Below are 16,428 nucleotides of genomic sequence, written 5' to 3' on the forward strand. Positions count from 1 at the left end.
TTATTCTTTCTTGTTAGCTAACAAAAGCCCCTGCCGTTTAGCAGGGAATATCTGTCTTAGTATTACCAAATTTAAGAAGTAAAACTTGTAACAAAATATGTATATACGACAGAAATGTCCCACCTACAATTGTAGGTAAAACATAGATAGTAACACGAAAGAGTGGGTTTCCCCACTCTTCTTTTCGAAAAATATACATGACATGGTTATCTCGGTTAATAGTGTACCATAGAAAATATTGACTTGTAAAGACTTTTCCTCCCCATTAGAACAGTGATAATTGGTTTTGATCTGGTAAATCTCCTAAACAACCTTGGCTATCTAAATACTCAATAATTGTTTTAGAGAGCTTACTTCTTTGCTGCAGATCTTCTTTTGATAAAAAGTCGCCATTTTTACGCGCTTCTACAATACTAATTGCTGCGTTTGTCCCTAGACCAGACACTGCGTTAAATGGAGGAATTAATGTATCTCCATCGATAATAAAATCTGTTGCATGCGAACGGTATAAGTCAACTTTTTGGAAAGAATAACCACGTTCACACATTTCTAATGTCATTTCTAATACAGTTAACAAACTCTTCTCTTTTGGCGAAGCATCCAATCCTTTTTGTGCAATCTCTTCAATTTTTGCGCGAATTGACGCTGACCCTTTTGCCATTACATCTACATCAAAATCATCAGCTCGTACTGTAAAGTATGCTGCGTAGAATAAGAGCGGAAAATGCACTTTGAAATAGGCAATGCGTACAGCCATTAATACGTAAGCTGCTGCGTGTGCCTTAGGGAACATATACTTAATCTTCTTACATGAATCAATATACCATCCAGGTACATTGTTATTACGCATTTCCTCTTCCCATTCTTCCGGCACGCCTTTACCTTTACGCACTGATTCCATGATTTTAAAGGCTAATGATGGATCTAGTCCTTGATAAATTAAATACACCATGATGTCATCGCGACAACCGATAACTTCACTTAATGTACATGTACCGTTATAAATCAACTCGTTGGCATTCCCAAGCCATACGTCTGTACCGTGCGATAGTCCAGAAATTTGGACAAGCTCGGAAAATGTTGTTGGTTTTGTTTCCTCTAACATCTGTCTTACAAATTTTGTTCCAAACTCCGGTATACCAAGTGTACCTGTCTTACAATTAATTTGTTCCTCTGTTACCCCTAAAGATTCTGGACTTGAAAAAATCTTCATTACTTCGGGGTCATCTGTTGGTATTGTCTTTGGATCAATTCCACTTAAATCTTGTAACATACGAATAACAGTTGGATCATCGTGTCCAAGTATGTCAAGTTTCAGTAAATTATCATGGATGGAATGGAAGTCAAAGTGTGTCGTTCTCCATTCTGCCCCAACAGAGTCAGCAGGATACTGAATTGGTGAGAAATCGAAGATATCCATGTAATCTGGTACAACGATAATACCACCTGGATGCTGTCCAGTTGTACGTTTTACACCTGTACATCCTGCAACAAGGCGATCCACTTCCGCATTTCGGATTGTTAAATTGTGATCCGACGCATACCCTTTTACATAACCGTAAGCTGTTTTCTCTGCAACTGTACCAATTGTTCCAGCACGATACACATAATCTTCACCAAATAGCACCTTTGTGTAATTATGTGCACGCGGCTGATATTCTCCGGAAAAATTCAAATCAATATCCGGTACCTTATCTCCTTTAAAACCAAGGAACGTTTCGAATGGAATATCATGTCCGTCTTTTTTATATGGAACATTACAGTTTGGACAATTTTTGTCCGGTAAGTCAAAACCAGATCCAACAGAACCATCGTTAAAGAATTCTGATTGCTTACACTTTGGACATACATAATGCGGCGGCAATGGATTTACTTCTGTAATTTCCATCATTGTCGCAACAAATGATGATCCAACCGAGCCACGTGAACCTACAAGATAACCATCTATAAGTGACTTTTTCACCAATTTGTGTGAGATTAAATAAATAACAGCAAAACCATGCCCAATAATACTTTTTAATTCTTTTTGTAAACGAGCTTCTACAATTTCCGGAAGCTCTTCTCCATAAATACTGCGCGCCATTTTGTAACTCATATCGCGCGTCTCATCGTCTGCACCTTCAATTTTCGGTGTATACAAATCGTCTTTTACCGGATGAACCTCACCGATTAACGATGCAATTTTTTGTGTATTTGTGACAACAATTTCTTTTGCTTTTTCTTCCCCTAAGAAAGAGAAACAATCTAGCATTTCATCTGTTGTACGGAAATATACCGGTGGTAAAGAATGACGATTTAACGGATTTGCTCCGCCTTGTGAACTGATTAAAATTTTGCGATAAATGGCATCTTCTGGATTCAAATAATGGACATTACCAGTCGCAACAACTGGTTTGTCTAACGTTTCACCTAATTTTACTAAATTAGAAATAATCGTTTTCAATTGTCCTTCATCTCGAACTAATTCTAGCTCTACTAAATGTCGTAATACTTCTGGAGGCATTACTTCAATATAATCATAAAACTGCGCAATTTCTTCTACTTCTTCCGGTGCTTTTTGCATCATCGCTTCAAATACTTCACCTTTATCACAAGCTGTCCCTACCAATATACCTTCTCGATGCTTTTTCAATAACGATCTCGGTATTCGCGGTACACGATAAAAATAATTCACATGCGAATAGGAAATAAGTTTGTATAAGTTTTTTAGTCCTTCATCAGACGTAGCAAGCAACGTAACGTGACTTGGTCTTCCTCGTTTATACGAATCGCCTTGTCCCATGCTGTCATTTAATTGGTCATGATATTCAAATCCTTTTTCAATAACCTCTTTCAGCATTTTCGCAAGTAAATATCCTGTTGCTTCCGTATCATAAATCGCACGGTGATGCTGCGTTAATTCAATATCAAGCTTTTTACACAATGTATTTAAACGATGATTCTTCATGTCTGGGAATAGGAATCTAGCTAACTCCAATGTATCGATAACTGGATTCTTTGGTTTATCTAAACCACATTTTTTAAACCCTACATTTAAGAATCCCATATCAAAACTTGCATTATGAGCAACAAGTGTGTGATCGCCCATCCACGCTTGAAACTTTTTAAATACTTCTCCTACTTCTGGTGCGTCTGTCAACATATCATCTGTAATGCCTGTTAACTCGATGATTGTCGCTGATAGCGGTTGATGCGGATTTGCAAATGATTCAAACCGGTCGATAATTTCTCCGCCTTTTACCTTTACTGCCGCTAATTCAATCACCGTATCATATACCGCAGACAATCCTGTTGTTTCAACGTCAAAAACAACATATGTTTCATCCTCAAGCAATCTGTGTTCTTCATTATAAGCAATTGGAACTCCATCATTGACTAAGTTTGCTTCTACACCATAAATGACCTTTATCCCTGCTTTTTTCCCTGCTGAATATGCCTCTGGGAAAGATTGCGCCACAGCATGATCGGTAATCGCAATCGCTTCATGTCCCCATTTTCCAGCCTGTGCAATAAGCTGAGATACTGATGTCACGGCATCCATTTGGCTCATTGGTGTATGCAAATGCAGCTCTACTCGCTTTTCCCCCTCTGGTGCTTTATCTTTACGAGAAGGTCCTGTGATTTCGTTAATATCATTCGCAATCATCACTAAATCGCGAACAAACGTATCATTTTGAACCGACCCTCGCGCTTTAATCCACATTCCTTTTTTCAGCGATTGTAATACTGGAATATCTTCCTTATCACGCGAGAACATTTTTATCATAATGGAGTCTGTGTAATCCGTGATTTTTAACGTTAATAATGTACGTCCGCTACGAAGTTCTTTCGTTTCCACATGGAAAACATACCCTTGAACGGTTTTTCTTCTTTCCTCGTCTTGAATTTCACGCAGCGGTGTAATTTCTTCATCAGGTTTAATGAGATAACCGAGTACAACTGGACCTTCATGCACAACTTCGCTTTCTTCAGCTTGTTTCTTCGCCATTTCTTCCATAGCTTGGATGACGCGCTGTCGATCTTCTTGCTGCGTTTGTTCTCTAAACTTTTGAACTTCTTCATCATTTTTCTTCACATTAGTATCCACTTGAAATCGTGGGAATCCAAAAGCTTCATATTGATCACCAACAGACTTAGCTACATTTTTCTTTAATGCTGTTGCTTCTAATTCATTCTTTACATCTAGTAACAACTTCACACCATTTACATGGGGAAGTTGTTTTTTTAAATATGCAAACATAGGAGAAATTGTAATTCTCTCTGTACATAGCGACCAGTACGCTTTCACTTCTTCTTCCGTAAACTGTTTGCTCTCAGTTTCTAGTGCAAATGATGTTTTTGCAATATGAGAAAATGACTGCTTAAGCTGTCTTTCAAGCAATTCATACAGTTCTGTTGGCAAAATACGCGGCACTTGTAAAGCAAAATGCCAGCTTTTGTTCGCCTTATCAACAACTAGCTTTTGAATACCTCCGCCTTGTAAATATTGATTCACAAGATCTTCTGGTATTTGTAATTGCTGAAGTAAAATATGAAAACGCTCTTGCTGTTCATTCGTTAATGACATAAACAACCTCCTTCCATCTGCTATTATAAATTGAAATGCCCTTCAAAGAAAGAGAAGGTACCCCATAACGAGGTACCCCTTTTTCTCTCTCACCAATCGGGCAGTAACAGCCCGATTGGTGAGGGCTCATAATCAGTGGGGATGAAGAAAACCTCACTGATTAAAGTTTCACTTTATTTTAAAATATCGGCAATATACGTGTGAAGATCCTCCACTTTTACTTCTGCGGATTCGTTTGTCGCACGCACTTTTACTTCTACAATTCCTTCGTCTGCTTTCTTACCAACCGTTACACGAACTGGTAGTCCAAATAAATCAGCGTCAGCAAATTTCACGCCTGCACGTTCTGTACGATCATCTAGCAATACTTCATATCCTTGCTCTTGTAATGAAGTGTAAATATTTTCAGCAACTTCACGTTGTACATCAGACTTCATATTAACTGGAATAACATGTACATGGAACGGTGCAACCGCTTTTGGCCATACTAACCCATTCTCATCATTAAATTGTTCAGCAATCGCCGCTACTGTACGAGAAACACCGATACCATAACAACCCATAATAAGTGGTTTTGTTTTTCCGTTTTCGTCTAAGAATGTTGCATTCATTGCTTCACTATAGCGCGTTCCTAATTTAAAGACATGACCAACTTCAATTCCGCGAGCAAAACGAATTGTACCTTTTCCATCTGGAGACTGATCGCCTTCTTGAATAAATCGTAAATCTGCGTATTGATTTACTTTAAAGTCACGCTCTGAATTTACATTTACATAATGGAAACCTTCTTCATTTGCACCGCAACAACCATTTACAATTGCCGCTACAGCATGGTCAGCAATCACTTCTACATCCTCTGCTATCCCAATTGGTCCTAAAGATCCTACTTCGCAATTTAAGAGGCTTCTTACCTCTTCGTGCGAAGCAAGTTCGACAACTGAAGCGCCATATACATTTTTCACTTTTACATCATTTACTTCATGATCTCCGCGAACAAGTACAACAACAAATTTTTCATCTACTTTAAATACCATTGTTTTTATACACTGAGATGGTTCAATGTTTAAGAAAGCAGATACTTCTTCAATTGCTTTTTGATCTGGCGTCGCTACCTTTTCAAGCGCTTTTTCCGCTTCATCGCTCTTTGTATAAGTAGCAACAACAGGAGCCATTTCAATATTGGCTGCATAATCAGATGTATCAGAATACGCGATTGTGTCCTCTCCTACATCGGATAATACCATAAATTCATGAGTATCTTTACCACCCATAGCACCAGAATCCGCAATAACAGCACGGAAGTTCAGACCACAGCGAGCAAAAATATTAGAATACGCTTGGAATAAGCGATCATACACTTCATCTAAACTTTCTTGTGTTGCATGGAAAGAATACGCATCTTTCATTAAAAATTCTCTTCCGCGTAATAATCCAAAACGTGGGCGTTGTTCATCACGGAATTTCGTTTGAATTTGATATAACGTTAAAGGTAATTTTTTATACGACTTAATCTCATCACGGACAAGATCTGTAATCACTTCTTCATGCGTTGCTCCTAGTGCAAATTCACGATCATTACGATCTTTCATACGCATAAGTTCAGAACCGTAAGAATACCAACGACCTGATTCTTGCCATAATTCTGCTGCTTGCAATGCAGGCATTAATAATTCCACTGCTCCTGCACGTTCCATTTCTTCACGAATAATGTGTTCTACTTTATGCAATACTTTTAACCCTAATGGCAGAAAACTATAAATCCCTGAAGCATTTTGACGCATAAAACCTGCACGAAGCAGTAACTGATGACTTTTAATTTCAGCATCTGCTGGTACTTCTCGTAATGTAGGACTAAACACCATACTTTGTTTCATCTATTCGCACCTCTTTATTTTACTCAAATACATAACAAACCCTCACCTCAAATTCGGCGAGGGATCTCAACTCAGTGTTCAATTCATTTCATTCAACATCCATAGCGGACATGATGAAATTCACACTCACTATTCATTTGATTCTATTTTACAAGAAAAACTTTCGAATGTCATTCCACGTTACAACTAACATGAGTAACATCAATAAAGCAAATCCTATAAAGTGAACCATGCCTTCTTTTTGACGGTCGATTGGCTTACCTCGCAACGCTTCGATTAAGAAGAAGAATAAGCGCCCTCCATCAAGAGCTGGAACTGGTAATAAGTTAAATAAACCAAGATTTATACTTAAAACTGCCGCCAAGCTTAGAATACGTATAACACCATAGTTCACCACTTGATCTGTTAAATTATAAATCCCAACCGGACCTGATAAATCATTAATAGAAAATTGACCGGTAACTAATTTTACAAGGGAATCAAAGATGAGTTTTGTCCATGTATAAGTCTGTTCAAACCCTGATTTAATAGAACCGATAATAGACTTTTCTACTAAAGAAGTTACGCCAATTCTACCAACCTTTTCCTTCCCTTCTTGATCAGCTGTTGGCGTAACTTTTACATTAATTTGTTCATTATCCCGTTTTACATGAAGCGTAAATTCCTTATCGGGACTTTCACGGACAATAGTTACAACATCTTTCCAAGTCGGTGTATGTTTCCCATCAATCGCTTGAATCATATCATTTGGTTTCAAGCCCACTTGTTCAGCTATACTCCCCTTCATTACCTGCCCAATGATCGGCTTATCGGCAGGAACACCTTGTATGAATCCGATGATGACGAAAACAACAAATGCAAGGATGAAGTTCATAGCTGGTCCTGCAAAAATTGTTAATGCTCGTTGTCCCAATGTTTTAGAACCAAATTGTCTATGAAATGGCGCAATTTGGATTTCCTCTCCAGTTGAAATAATGCGAGCTTTTTCATGCACACGGAATGTTTGAATTTCTTCTTCGTATTCTTCGTAACCAGAGATTGTAAGGTTATGTTCTAAGTCCACCTGTTCTACTTCTATGACGCGGACATTCGGATATTTTTCCCGATTATCTAAAACCAACTTTACAACTTCTTCGTTTTCATTTAATACCAGTCCAACCTTTGTACCTGGTTTTAATTCAACTGTTTCTGCATCTTCACCAGCCATTCTAACATAGCCGCCAAGAGGCAATAATCGAACTGTATAAACCGTTTCATTCTTTTCAAAGGAAAAGATTTTTGGTCCAAAGCCAATCGCAAACTCACGACATAAAATCCCTGCTCTTTTTGCAAAATAGAGATGCCCTAGCTCATGGAAAAATACGAGTGCACCAAAAATTAATATAAAGGCAATCGCTGTATTCAATTCCATAACCACCTTTGCTAAATTTGTTCCATCACAAACCGTCTTGTGGCCGCATCAATTTCTTGAATTTCCTCTAAGCTCGGACGTGCAATGACATTGTGATGGTGCATTGCTTTTTCAATGAGGTCTTCTACTGTTAAGAAACCGATTTTCTTTTGTAAAAAGGCCGCTACAGCCACTTCATTTGCTGCATTCATTACAGCCGGCATGCTTCCCCCCATCTTTCCAGCTTCATATGCAAATCGTAAGCAACGAAAACGATTTTGATCCATCTTTTCAAAATGCAATGTTCCTATTTCCCATAGATTTAGTTGCTTCGTATCTGCAAGTGGCAATCTATCAGGATATGTAAGTGCATATTGAATTGGTACACGCATATCTGGTGAGCCAAGCTGAGCCATTACACTACGGTCTTCAAATTCAACCATAGAATGTATAATACTTTCTTTATGTAGAACAACATCGATTTGCTCATAAGGGATGCCGAAAAGCCAATGTGCTTCGATTACTTCCAGCCCCTTATTCATCATTGTAGCAGAATCAACTGTAATTTTCGAACCCATTGACCAGTTTGGATGACGAAGCGCATCCTCTACAGTCACATGATGTAACTCATCTCTCGTTTTATCACGAAAACTTCCGCCTGAAGCAGTTATAATTAATCGAGAGATTCGCTTTTCATTTTCCCCATTCAAACATTGAAAAATAGCTGAATGTTCACTATCAACTGGTAATAGCGATACGTTATGCTTACGTGCGGCTTCCATAACAATATGGCCCGCAGTTACTAATGTTTCTTTATTTGCAATTCCGATTGTTTTTTTCGCCTCAATTGCACGAAGTGTTGGTAATAATCCAACACTACCTACAACAGCATTTATCACAACTTCTGCACGCGGATGAAGCGCTACCTCTAACAAACCTTCATTCCCATGTACAACCTTTGTATTTCCTGCAATAGCTTGTAACTTGATAACATCATCTTCTCTTTGGACAGAAACAAGCTCTGGAGAAAATTCTTGAATCACTTTTACTGCATAGTCAATATTTTTCCCTACAGAAAATGCAACGAGACGGAATTGATCTGGGTGCGAACGTAGCACATCCAATGTTTGTGTTCCGATTGAGCCACTTGCCCCTAATAAACTAATGTTTTTCATAATTCCAACCCCTCGTTCATTTATGAAATGAAATGTAAAAAGTGTAAAATTGGCAATACAAATAACCAACTATCTGTTCGATCCAAAATACCGCCATGGCCTGGCAAAATTGTACCGGAATCTTTCACACCGTAATGACGTTTAAATGCTGATTGTACTAGATCACCAATTTGTCCAAATATTGAAATGGCAATTGTTACAATAATTAACATTGCAATGTTCTCTTGAACTTGAAAGAATAGATTGTACACAAATGCAACAACAATTCCACAAACAATTCCACCTAGTGAACCTTCTATTGTTTTATTTGGACTAATTTCTGGCCATAACTTTCTCTTTCCAATTGCTTTCCCTATGAAATATGCTCCTGAATCCGTTGCCCAAATAACAAATAATGCATAAAACACGTAATGGATTCCTGCTATTCTTGTCTCATTTAAGTATAAGAATCCCATTGCAACATACGTTGTTGCCATTAATAAAAATGCAGCATTATCAAAAGTAAATGTATTCTTTGAAAGGACTGTATATGATAAAAGTAGTAAAACAATCAAAAATGTGATTTCTAATTTATCTAACCCAATCCAATCAAACGCTCCTATCGTATTACTTGGAACTAAAATAATCCATAACAATACCGCAGCTAAAACTGTTGGCACTGAAATAAGTGGAAGCTTGTTCATACGAATCAATTCATACAATCCAATTGAAGCTAGTGCATACACTAAAACTGTAAAAGGCAACCCTCCGTAAAATACGATGGGAATGAATAGTGCGGCAGCAATCACTCCAGTAATAATTCTCTGTTTCACTACCAAACCCTCTCTTTCTAAACGCCTCCGAATCTGCGCCCTCTCTGTTGAAAGTCAGTAATCGCATGCAGCAAATGTTCCTCGGTAAAATCCGGCCAGTACACATTTGTAAACCAAAGCTCTGTATACGCAATTTGCCATAACATGAAATTACTGATACGCACTTCCCCACTTGTACGAATAAGCAAGTCTGGGTCAGGTAAAGCACTTGTCATTAAGTAGGAAGAAATCATTTCCTCATTGATATCTTCTGAACGCACTTTTCCTTCTTCGCTATCTTTCATCATATGTTGCACAGCCGAAACGATTTCATCGCGACTTCCATAGTTTAACGCAAAATTAAGAATTAATCCCGTATTCTCTTTTGTATCTTCCATAGCTTTTTCCATCGCTCTGCGCGTATGCATAGGAAGGCGATCTTTTTGTCCAATTACTCGAACTTGTACATTTTCTTCAATTAGTTCTGGCAAAAATGTACCTAGAAATTCTTCTGGAAGCTTCATTAAATACTCAACTTCCTTTTTCGGTCTTTTCCAATTCTCAGTAGAAAAAGCATAAAGAGTCAACACTTTCACATCAAGTTTACTAGCAAATTTCGTAATCTTCTTTACGACTTGCATCCCTTCATGATGTCCAGCAATACGAGGCATCGCTCTTTTTTTTGCCCACCTTCCATTACCATCCATAATGATTGCAATATGCTCTGGGATGTGTCCCTTTTTTGCTTCTTCTATGAGATGGTCAAACGATGTGACCTTTTTACCTTTAAAAAAAGGAAACTTTTTTAACATCATTCATACCCTCCAACAAGCAGACGTATGCCAAAAAGTGTAAAAAGACCCCCTTAAGAAGAGGGTCATATTTGCGAAGGTACCGCTATTACACTTCCATGATTTCTTGTTCTTTGTTTTTTGCGATTTCGTCAACTTTTGCAATATATTTATCTGTTTCTTTTTGGATATCTTCTGTATATCCTCTTAAATCATCTTCTGTCATTTCACCAGCTTTTTCAAGCTTTTTAAGTTCATCGTTACCGTCACGACGAACGTTACGAATAGCAACTTTTGCATCTTCAGCATATTTCTTTACAACTTTAACAAGTTCACGACGGCGCTCTTCTGTTAATGCAGGGAATGCAATACGAATTACTGACCCATCGTTAGAAGGATTTAATCCTAAATCTGCTTTTAAGATTGCTTTTTCAATATCACCAATAGAAGTTTTGTCATAAGGTTGAATAACAAGTAGACGTGCTTCTGGAACAGTGATGTTCGCTAATTGCACAACTGGTGTTGGTGCACCGTAGTAATCTACTTGTACTTTGTCTAGTATAGACGCGCTAGCACGACCAGCACGAACTGTTGCTAATTCACGAGAATAAGCAGCAACTGCTTTTTCCATTTTTTCAGTTGACGATTTAATTACTTGTTGTCCCATAGTTATTTCCCCCTTACAATTGTTCCGATATTTTCGCCTAAAACAGCACGCTTAATATTTCCTTTTTCCATAATCGAGAATACAATTAATGGAATATCGTTATCCATACATAATGAAGAAGCTGTAGAATCCATTACACCTAAACCTTCTTTTAATACGTCTAAGTATGTAAGTGATTCATATTTTGTAGCTGTTGGATCAACAGATGGATCTGCGTTATATACGCCATCCACATTATTTTTTGCCATTAAAATAACATCCGCTTCAATTTCTGCTGCGCGTAATGCTGCAGTCGTATCTGTAGAGAAGTATGGGTTACCTGTACCGGCTGCGAAAATAACAACGCGTTTTTTCTCTAAATGACGAACTGCTTTACGACGAATGTAAGGCTCTGCTACTTGACGCATTTCAATTGACGTTTGAACACGCGTTTGAATGCCCATGTTCTCTAAACTGTCTTGAAGAGCTAATGAATTCATTACTGTCGCTAACATGCCCATATAATCTGCGCCTGCGCGGTCCATGCCCATTTCACTTCCGATTTTCCCACGCCAAATGTTACCGCCACCAACAACAACAGCAACTTCAACATCAAGTTCTGCAATTTCTTTTACTTGCTCCGCAACTGACTTAATAACAGCTGGGTTAATTCCAAAGCCTTTTTCACCAGCTAAAGCTTCACCGCTTAACTTTAATACTACACGATTATATTTCGGTTTAGTCATAATGAACCTCCAATTACTTACATCTTTATTTTAAAAAAGGGAACACAATGTGTTCCCTAATCTGTATTAGTTGTTACCTTTTACTTGGTTCATTACTTCTTCGGCAAAGTTGTCTTCACGCTTCTCAATACCTTCACCAACAGCGTAGCGAACAAATCCTTTTACTGTTCCGCCTTTAGATTCAACGAACTGACGAACTTTCATATCAGGGTTTTTAACGAATGCTTGGTCAAGTAAGCAAATCTCTTCGAAGAATTTACCTAGACGACCTTCAACCATCTTAGCAACGATTTTTTCTGGTTTTCCTTCGTTAAGAGCTTGTTGAGTTAATACTTGACGCTCATGTTCAACTTCTTCAGCTGTTACAGCATCGCGGTCGATATATTTAGGGTTAACTGCTGCAACGTGCATTGCTACATCTTTAGCAGCTTCTTCATCAGTAGTACCTTCAAGAACTGTTACTACACCGATGCGTCCGCCCATGTGTAGGTAAGCACCGAATGCATCCGCATCAGTTTTTGAAACAATTTCAAAGCGACGAAGAGTAATCTTTTCACCAATTTTTGCGATTGCTTCGTTGATGTGCTCTTCTACTGTTTTACCGTTCTCATATGATTGAGCTAACGCTTCTTCAACAGTTGCAGGCTTGTTAGCTAATAAGTGAGCCGCTAATTCTTTTGTTAAAGCTTGGAAACCTTCATTTTTCGCAACAAAGTCAGTTTCAGAGTTTAATTCTAAGATTAAAGCTTCGTTACCTTTTGTTTCGATATAAGTTAGTCCTTCAGCAGCGATGCGGTCTGCTTTTTTAGCAGCTTTAGCAATACCTTTTTCACGTAAGAAATCAATTGCTTTCTCCATATCGCCATTCATTTCTGTTAAAGCTTTTTTGCAGTCCATCATACCTGCGCCAGTTTTTTCGCGAAGTTCTTTTACCATTTGTGCAGTAATTGCCATGCTTTTCATCCTCCTAAAATATGTATTTATACCTTAAAAAAAGGTGATAAAAGGCCGAACCCCTTATCACCTTTCCAAATTTGTTACGCAGTAACAGTTTCTTCACCTTGTTTTGCTTCAAGGATTGCGTCTGCCATTTTAGATGTAAGAAGTTTTACAGCACGAATTGCATCATCGTTTGCTGGGATTACGTGATCGATTTCGTCTGGATCACAGTTTGTATCAACGATACCGATGATTGGAATGTTTAATTTGCGTGCTTCAGCAACGGCGATACGCTCTTTACGAGGGTCTACTACGAATAATGCACTTGGAAGACCTTTCATATCTTTAATACCGCCTAAGAATTTTTCAAGACGCTCTAACTCTTTTTTAAGTTGAACTACTTCTTTCTTAGGAAGTACATCGAATGTACCATCTTCTTGCATTCTTTCGATGTCTTTAAGACGTTTAATACGTTTTTGGATTGTTTGGAAGTTTGTTAACGTTCCACCTAACCAACGTTGGTTTACGAAGTACATACCCGCACGAGTTGCTTCTTCTTTAATCGCTTCTTGCGCTTGTTTTTTTGTACCTACGAATAAAATGTCGCCACCTTCAGCAGCGATGTTACGCATTACGTTGAAAGCTTCTTCAACTTTTTTCACAGTTTTTTGTAAGTCGATGATGTAAATACCGTTACGCTCTGTGAAAATGTAACGTTTCATTTTTGGGTTCCAACGACGTGTTTGATGTCCGAAATGAACACCAGCTTCAAGCAATTGCTTCATAGAAATTACTGACATAATTTAGTTCCTCCTAAATGGTTTTTGATATCCTCCGTCCGCTTCATCTTTAAGTGAAACTACAAAAGTAGCACCAACACTTAAATCAGCAAACGTGTGTACTTTGTACTGACACCACTGATTACTATATCATAATGAAATATCACAATCAAGCCGAAAATACAATCAATGTAAAACTTTCTTTTTACTTCTGATTGTATTCACCTGTTTCCTCAATATAATTACAGTATAGCCACTCTTTTTCTTTTCAAAACTTTATATAAAGTAGACTAGAAAAACGGAGCCATTACTTTTTTACAAGGATTCCACCTTAGAATTTCTCCACCAGTTGCTTGTCGGCTACTAGGCGATTTGGCTCTTACCTAAGCTTATCTTTCACTAGCAAGTAAGCTGGGCACGCAAAACAAAAAAGCTCTCCTCATTTTTGAGGAAAGCTTTTTACTTACATTAGTTTGTTTTTAATTTTGCAAGTTCGTGTAAGAATTTGTCATTTAATACTTTAATGTATGTTCCTTTCATACCTAAAGAACGCGATTCAATTACTCCCGCACTTTCTAATTTACGAAGTGCATTCACAATTACAGAACGAGTAATTCCTACGCGATCAGCAATTTTACTTGCAACAAGTAAACCTTCTGTTCCGTTTAACTCTTCAAAGATATGTTCAATCGCTTCTAACTCACTGTAAGATAGAGAGCTAATCGCCATTTGAACAACAGCTTTGCTGCGAGCTTCTTCTTCAATCTCTTCTGCTTTTTCACGTAAAATTTCCATACCTACTACAGTTGCACTGTACTCAGCAAGAATTAAATCATCATCTAAGAATTCACGACCTAGACGAGCTAATACTAATGTACCTAGACGCTCACCACCGCCCACGATTGGCACGATTGTCGTTAAGCCTTGCCCGAATAAATCTTTGTTTTCTACAGGGAAAGCTGTATATTCGCTATTTACATCTAAATTTGAAGATGTTTCAGTAACGTTGAATAAGTTTTGTGTATATTCCTCTGGGAATTGACGCTCTGCAAGCATTTGTTTCATACGCTCATTCTCGATTTGTTGATGGATTGCATATCCTAGTAATTTACCGCGACGGCTCACAACGAATACGTTCGCTTCAATTACTTCACACATTGTGTCAGACATTTCTCTAAAGTTTACAGGTTTTCCTGCTGCGCTTTGTAATAAAGCATTTAATTTTCTTGTTTTTGCTAATAATTCCATTTCAAAAGTTCCTCCTACATGTTACTCACATATTTTTCATCACTTGGAAACTAGGGCGAGTCACCTGATGATACTATTACAAAATAAACTGGCTCACATCTTTATTTTTGGCAATTGTCGCTAATTTCTCCTCTACATATTGAGGTGTTATCGTTACTTTTTCTAACGTAATTTCAGATGCTTCAAATGATAAATCTTCAAGAAGCTTCTCCATAATCGTATGAAGTCTTCTTGCTCCAATGTTATCTGTATCTTGATTAACTTGATAAGCAATCTCAGCAATCTTACGAATAGCTTCGTCAGAAAATTCAATTTCTATACCTTCAGTTGCCAACAGCGCTGCATATTGCTTCACTAAAGCATTGTCTGGCTCAATAAGAATCTTCACAAAATCGTCTACGGACAATTTCGTCAATTCCACTCTTATTGGAAATCTACCTTGCAATTCCGGAATCAAATCAGACGGTTTCGACATATGGAATGCCCCGGCTGCAACAAATAAAATATAATCTGTTTTTACTGATCCATATTTTGTAGCAACATTTGCCCCCTCTACAATCGGTAAAATGTCACGTTGCACACCTTCACGTGATACGTCTACGCTATTCGACTGCTTACCAGCAATTTTGTCAATTTCATCAATAAAAATAATTCCGAGCTGTTCAGCACGATAAACAGCCTCTTGTGTAACTTCATCCATATCAATTAAGCGCTGTGCTTCTTCATTTGTCAAGACTTTTCTTGCTTCTTTTACAGAAAGTTTTCGTTTTTTTGTTTTTTTCGGCATAAAACTTCCTAGTGCATCTTGGAAATTCATCCCCATTTGTTCCATTCCAGTTCCTTGTAACATATCAAACATGGATGACTGTTGTTCTGTTACTTCAATGGATACAATTTCCTCTTCAAGTAATCCAGCAGCAAGTTGTTTCTCAACTTCTTGACGTTTCTTTTGGATTTCTGTATCATCTTGTGATTCAGATGTTTGATTTACATTTTGATTTCCACCAAATAACATTTCCAATGGATTTTTGAACCCTGTTTGCTTTTGGGGACTTGGTACTAAAATCTCAACAAGACGTTGATTTGCTTGCTCTTCCGCCTTATCTTTCACCTTTACCATCATCTCTTCTTTCACAATACGAACAGATGTTTCAACAAGATCCCGCACCATAGATTCTACATCACGACCGACATATCCAACCTCTGTGAATTTTGTCGCTTCAACCTTAATAAAAGGAGCGCCAACAAGCTTCGCCATGCGTCGTGCTACCTCTGTTTTCCCAACACCTGTCGGACCGATCATTAAAATGTTTTTCGGCGCAATTTCATCACGTAAATCCTCCGGTAACTTACTGCGACGATATCGATTTCGAAGCGCAACCGCAACCGCTTTTTTCGCGTCTTTTTGACCAATGATATATTGATCTAATTTTTCCACAATTTGCCGCGGAGTAAAATGTAAATGCATATAAAATGCCTCCC

Annotated in this window: 12 protein-coding genes; all 12 read right to left on the reverse strand. The window is 38.0% G+C overall.

Translation table 11 applies throughout. The annotated features are described in order from the left end of the window. Positions 1-265: 265 nt before the first annotated feature. The 12 genes from MR059_RS07185 to hslU all read right to left on the reverse strand — a co-directional run bounded on the left by MR059_RS07185 (position 266) and on the right by hslU (position 16,414). The gene (locus tag MR059_RS07185) at positions 266-4,567 is read right to left on the reverse strand and encodes a PolC-type DNA polymerase III (protein ID WP_242161689.1); all 4,302 of its coding nucleotides are present in this window, start codon (positions 4,565-4,567) and stop codon (positions 266-268) included. A gap of 173 nt (positions 4,568-4,740) precedes the next feature. Beyond that, positions 4,741-6,441 (reverse strand): proline--tRNA ligase, encoded by a 1,701-nt coding sequence (locus tag MR059_RS07190; RefSeq protein WP_048722023.1) that lies wholly within the window; start codon positions 6,439-6,441, stop codon positions 4,741-4,743. Positions 6,442-6,589: 148 nt separating this feature from the next. Then, entirely contained in the window at positions 6,590-7,846 is a 1,257-nt protein-coding gene (rseP, locus tag MR059_RS07195) for an RIP metalloprotease RseP (protein WP_242161690.1), read from the reverse strand. A gap of 17 nt (positions 7,847-7,863) precedes the next feature. Continuing rightward, positions 7,864-9,006, reverse strand: coding sequence for a 1-deoxy-D-xylulose-5-phosphate reductoisomerase (dxr, locus tag MR059_RS07200; protein WP_012094913.1), 1,143 nt, complete (start codon positions 9,004-9,006; stop codon positions 7,864-7,866). A 20-nt stretch (positions 9,007-9,026) separates the two neighbouring features. Further along, positions 9,027-9,818 (reverse strand): phosphatidate cytidylyltransferase, encoded by a 792-nt coding sequence (locus MR059_RS07205; RefSeq protein ID WP_012094914.1) that lies wholly within the window; start codon positions 9,816-9,818, stop codon positions 9,027-9,029. Between the two features lie 17 nt (positions 9,819-9,835). Next, a complete protein-coding gene (locus MR059_RS07210; protein ID WP_012094915.1) occupies positions 9,836-10,612 on the reverse strand; it encodes an isoprenyl transferase in 777 nt (258 codons plus the stop codon). Between the two features lie 85 nt (positions 10,613-10,697). Continuing rightward, the gene (gene frr / locus MR059_RS07215; protein ID WP_012094916.1) at positions 10,698-11,255 is read right to left on the reverse strand and encodes a ribosome recycling factor; all 558 of its coding nucleotides are present in this window, start codon (positions 11,253-11,255) and stop codon (positions 10,698-10,700) included. 2 nt (positions 11,256-11,257) lie between these two features. Further along, complete coding sequence (gene pyrH, locus MR059_RS07220; RefSeq protein ID WP_012094917.1) at positions 11,258-11,980, reverse strand: UMP kinase; 723 nt, start codon at positions 11,978-11,980, stop codon at positions 11,258-11,260. 66 nt (positions 11,981-12,046) lie between these two features. Further along, entirely contained in the window at positions 12,047-12,934 is an 888-nt protein-coding gene (tsf, locus tag MR059_RS07225) for a translation elongation factor Ts (RefSeq protein WP_012094918.1), read from the reverse strand. A gap of 83 nt (positions 12,935-13,017) precedes the next feature. Further along, positions 13,018-13,719 carry a 30S ribosomal protein S2 gene (gene rpsB, locus MR059_RS07230; protein WP_012094919.1) on the reverse strand — a complete coding sequence of 234 codons (702 nt, stop codon included), beginning with the start codon at positions 13,717-13,719 and terminating at the stop codon, positions 13,018-13,020. 447 nt (positions 13,720-14,166) lie between these two features. Beyond that, the gene (gene codY, locus MR059_RS07235) at positions 14,167-14,946 is read right to left on the reverse strand and encodes a GTP-sensing pleiotropic transcriptional regulator CodY (RefSeq protein WP_012094920.1); all 780 of its coding nucleotides are present in this window, start codon (positions 14,944-14,946) and stop codon (positions 14,167-14,169) included. Between the two features lie 76 nt (positions 14,947-15,022). Next, positions 15,023-16,414, reverse strand: coding sequence for an ATP-dependent protease ATPase subunit HslU (hslU, locus tag MR059_RS07240; RefSeq protein ID WP_012094921.1), 1,392 nt, complete (start codon positions 16,412-16,414; stop codon positions 15,023-15,025). Positions 16,415-16,428: the final 14 nt, after the last annotated feature.

This window comes from Bacillus cereus group sp. BfR-BA-01522 (assembly GCF_022662635.1).
GTDB classification, from domain to species: domain Bacteria; phylum Bacillota; class Bacilli; order Bacillales; family Bacillaceae_G; genus Bacillus_A; species Bacillus_A cytotoxicus.

Excerpts from the sequence above, each read along its gene's own strand:
- dxr (WP_012094913.1), bottom strand. The coding sequence starts at position 9,006 with ATGAAAAACATTAGTTTATTAGGGGCAAGTGGCTCAATCGGAACACAA.
- tsf (WP_012094918.1), bottom strand. The coding sequence starts at position 12,934 with ATGGCAATTACTGCACAAATGGTAAAAGAACTTCGCGAAAAAACTGGC.
- MR059_RS07210 (WP_012094915.1), bottom strand. The coding sequence starts at position 10,612 with ATGATGTTAAAAAAGTTTCCTTTTTTTAAAGGTAAAAAGGTCACATCG.
- rpsB (WP_012094919.1), bottom strand. The coding sequence starts at position 13,719 with ATGTCAGTAATTTCTATGAAGCAATTGCTTGAAGCTGGTGTTCATTTC.
- pyrH (WP_012094917.1), bottom strand. The coding sequence starts at position 11,980 with ATGACTAAACCGAAATATAATCGTGTAGTATTAAAGTTAAGCGGTGAA.
- codY (WP_012094920.1), bottom strand. The coding sequence starts at position 14,946 with ATGGAATTATTAGCAAAAACAAGAAAATTAAATGCTTTATTACAAAGC.
- frr (WP_012094916.1), bottom strand. The coding sequence starts at position 11,255 with ATGGGACAACAAGTAATTAAATCGTCAACTGAAAAAATGGAAAAAGCA.
- MR059_RS07185 (WP_242161689.1), bottom strand. The coding sequence starts at position 4,567 with ATGTCATTAACGAATGAACAGCAAGAGCGTTTTCATATTTTACTTCAG.
- MR059_RS07190 (WP_048722023.1), bottom strand. The coding sequence starts at position 6,441 with ATGAAACAAAGTATGGTGTTTAGTCCTACATTACGAGAAGTACCAGCA.
- hslU (WP_012094921.1), bottom strand. The coding sequence starts at position 16,414 with ATGCATTTACATTTTACTCCGCGGCAAATTGTGGAAAAATTAGATCAA.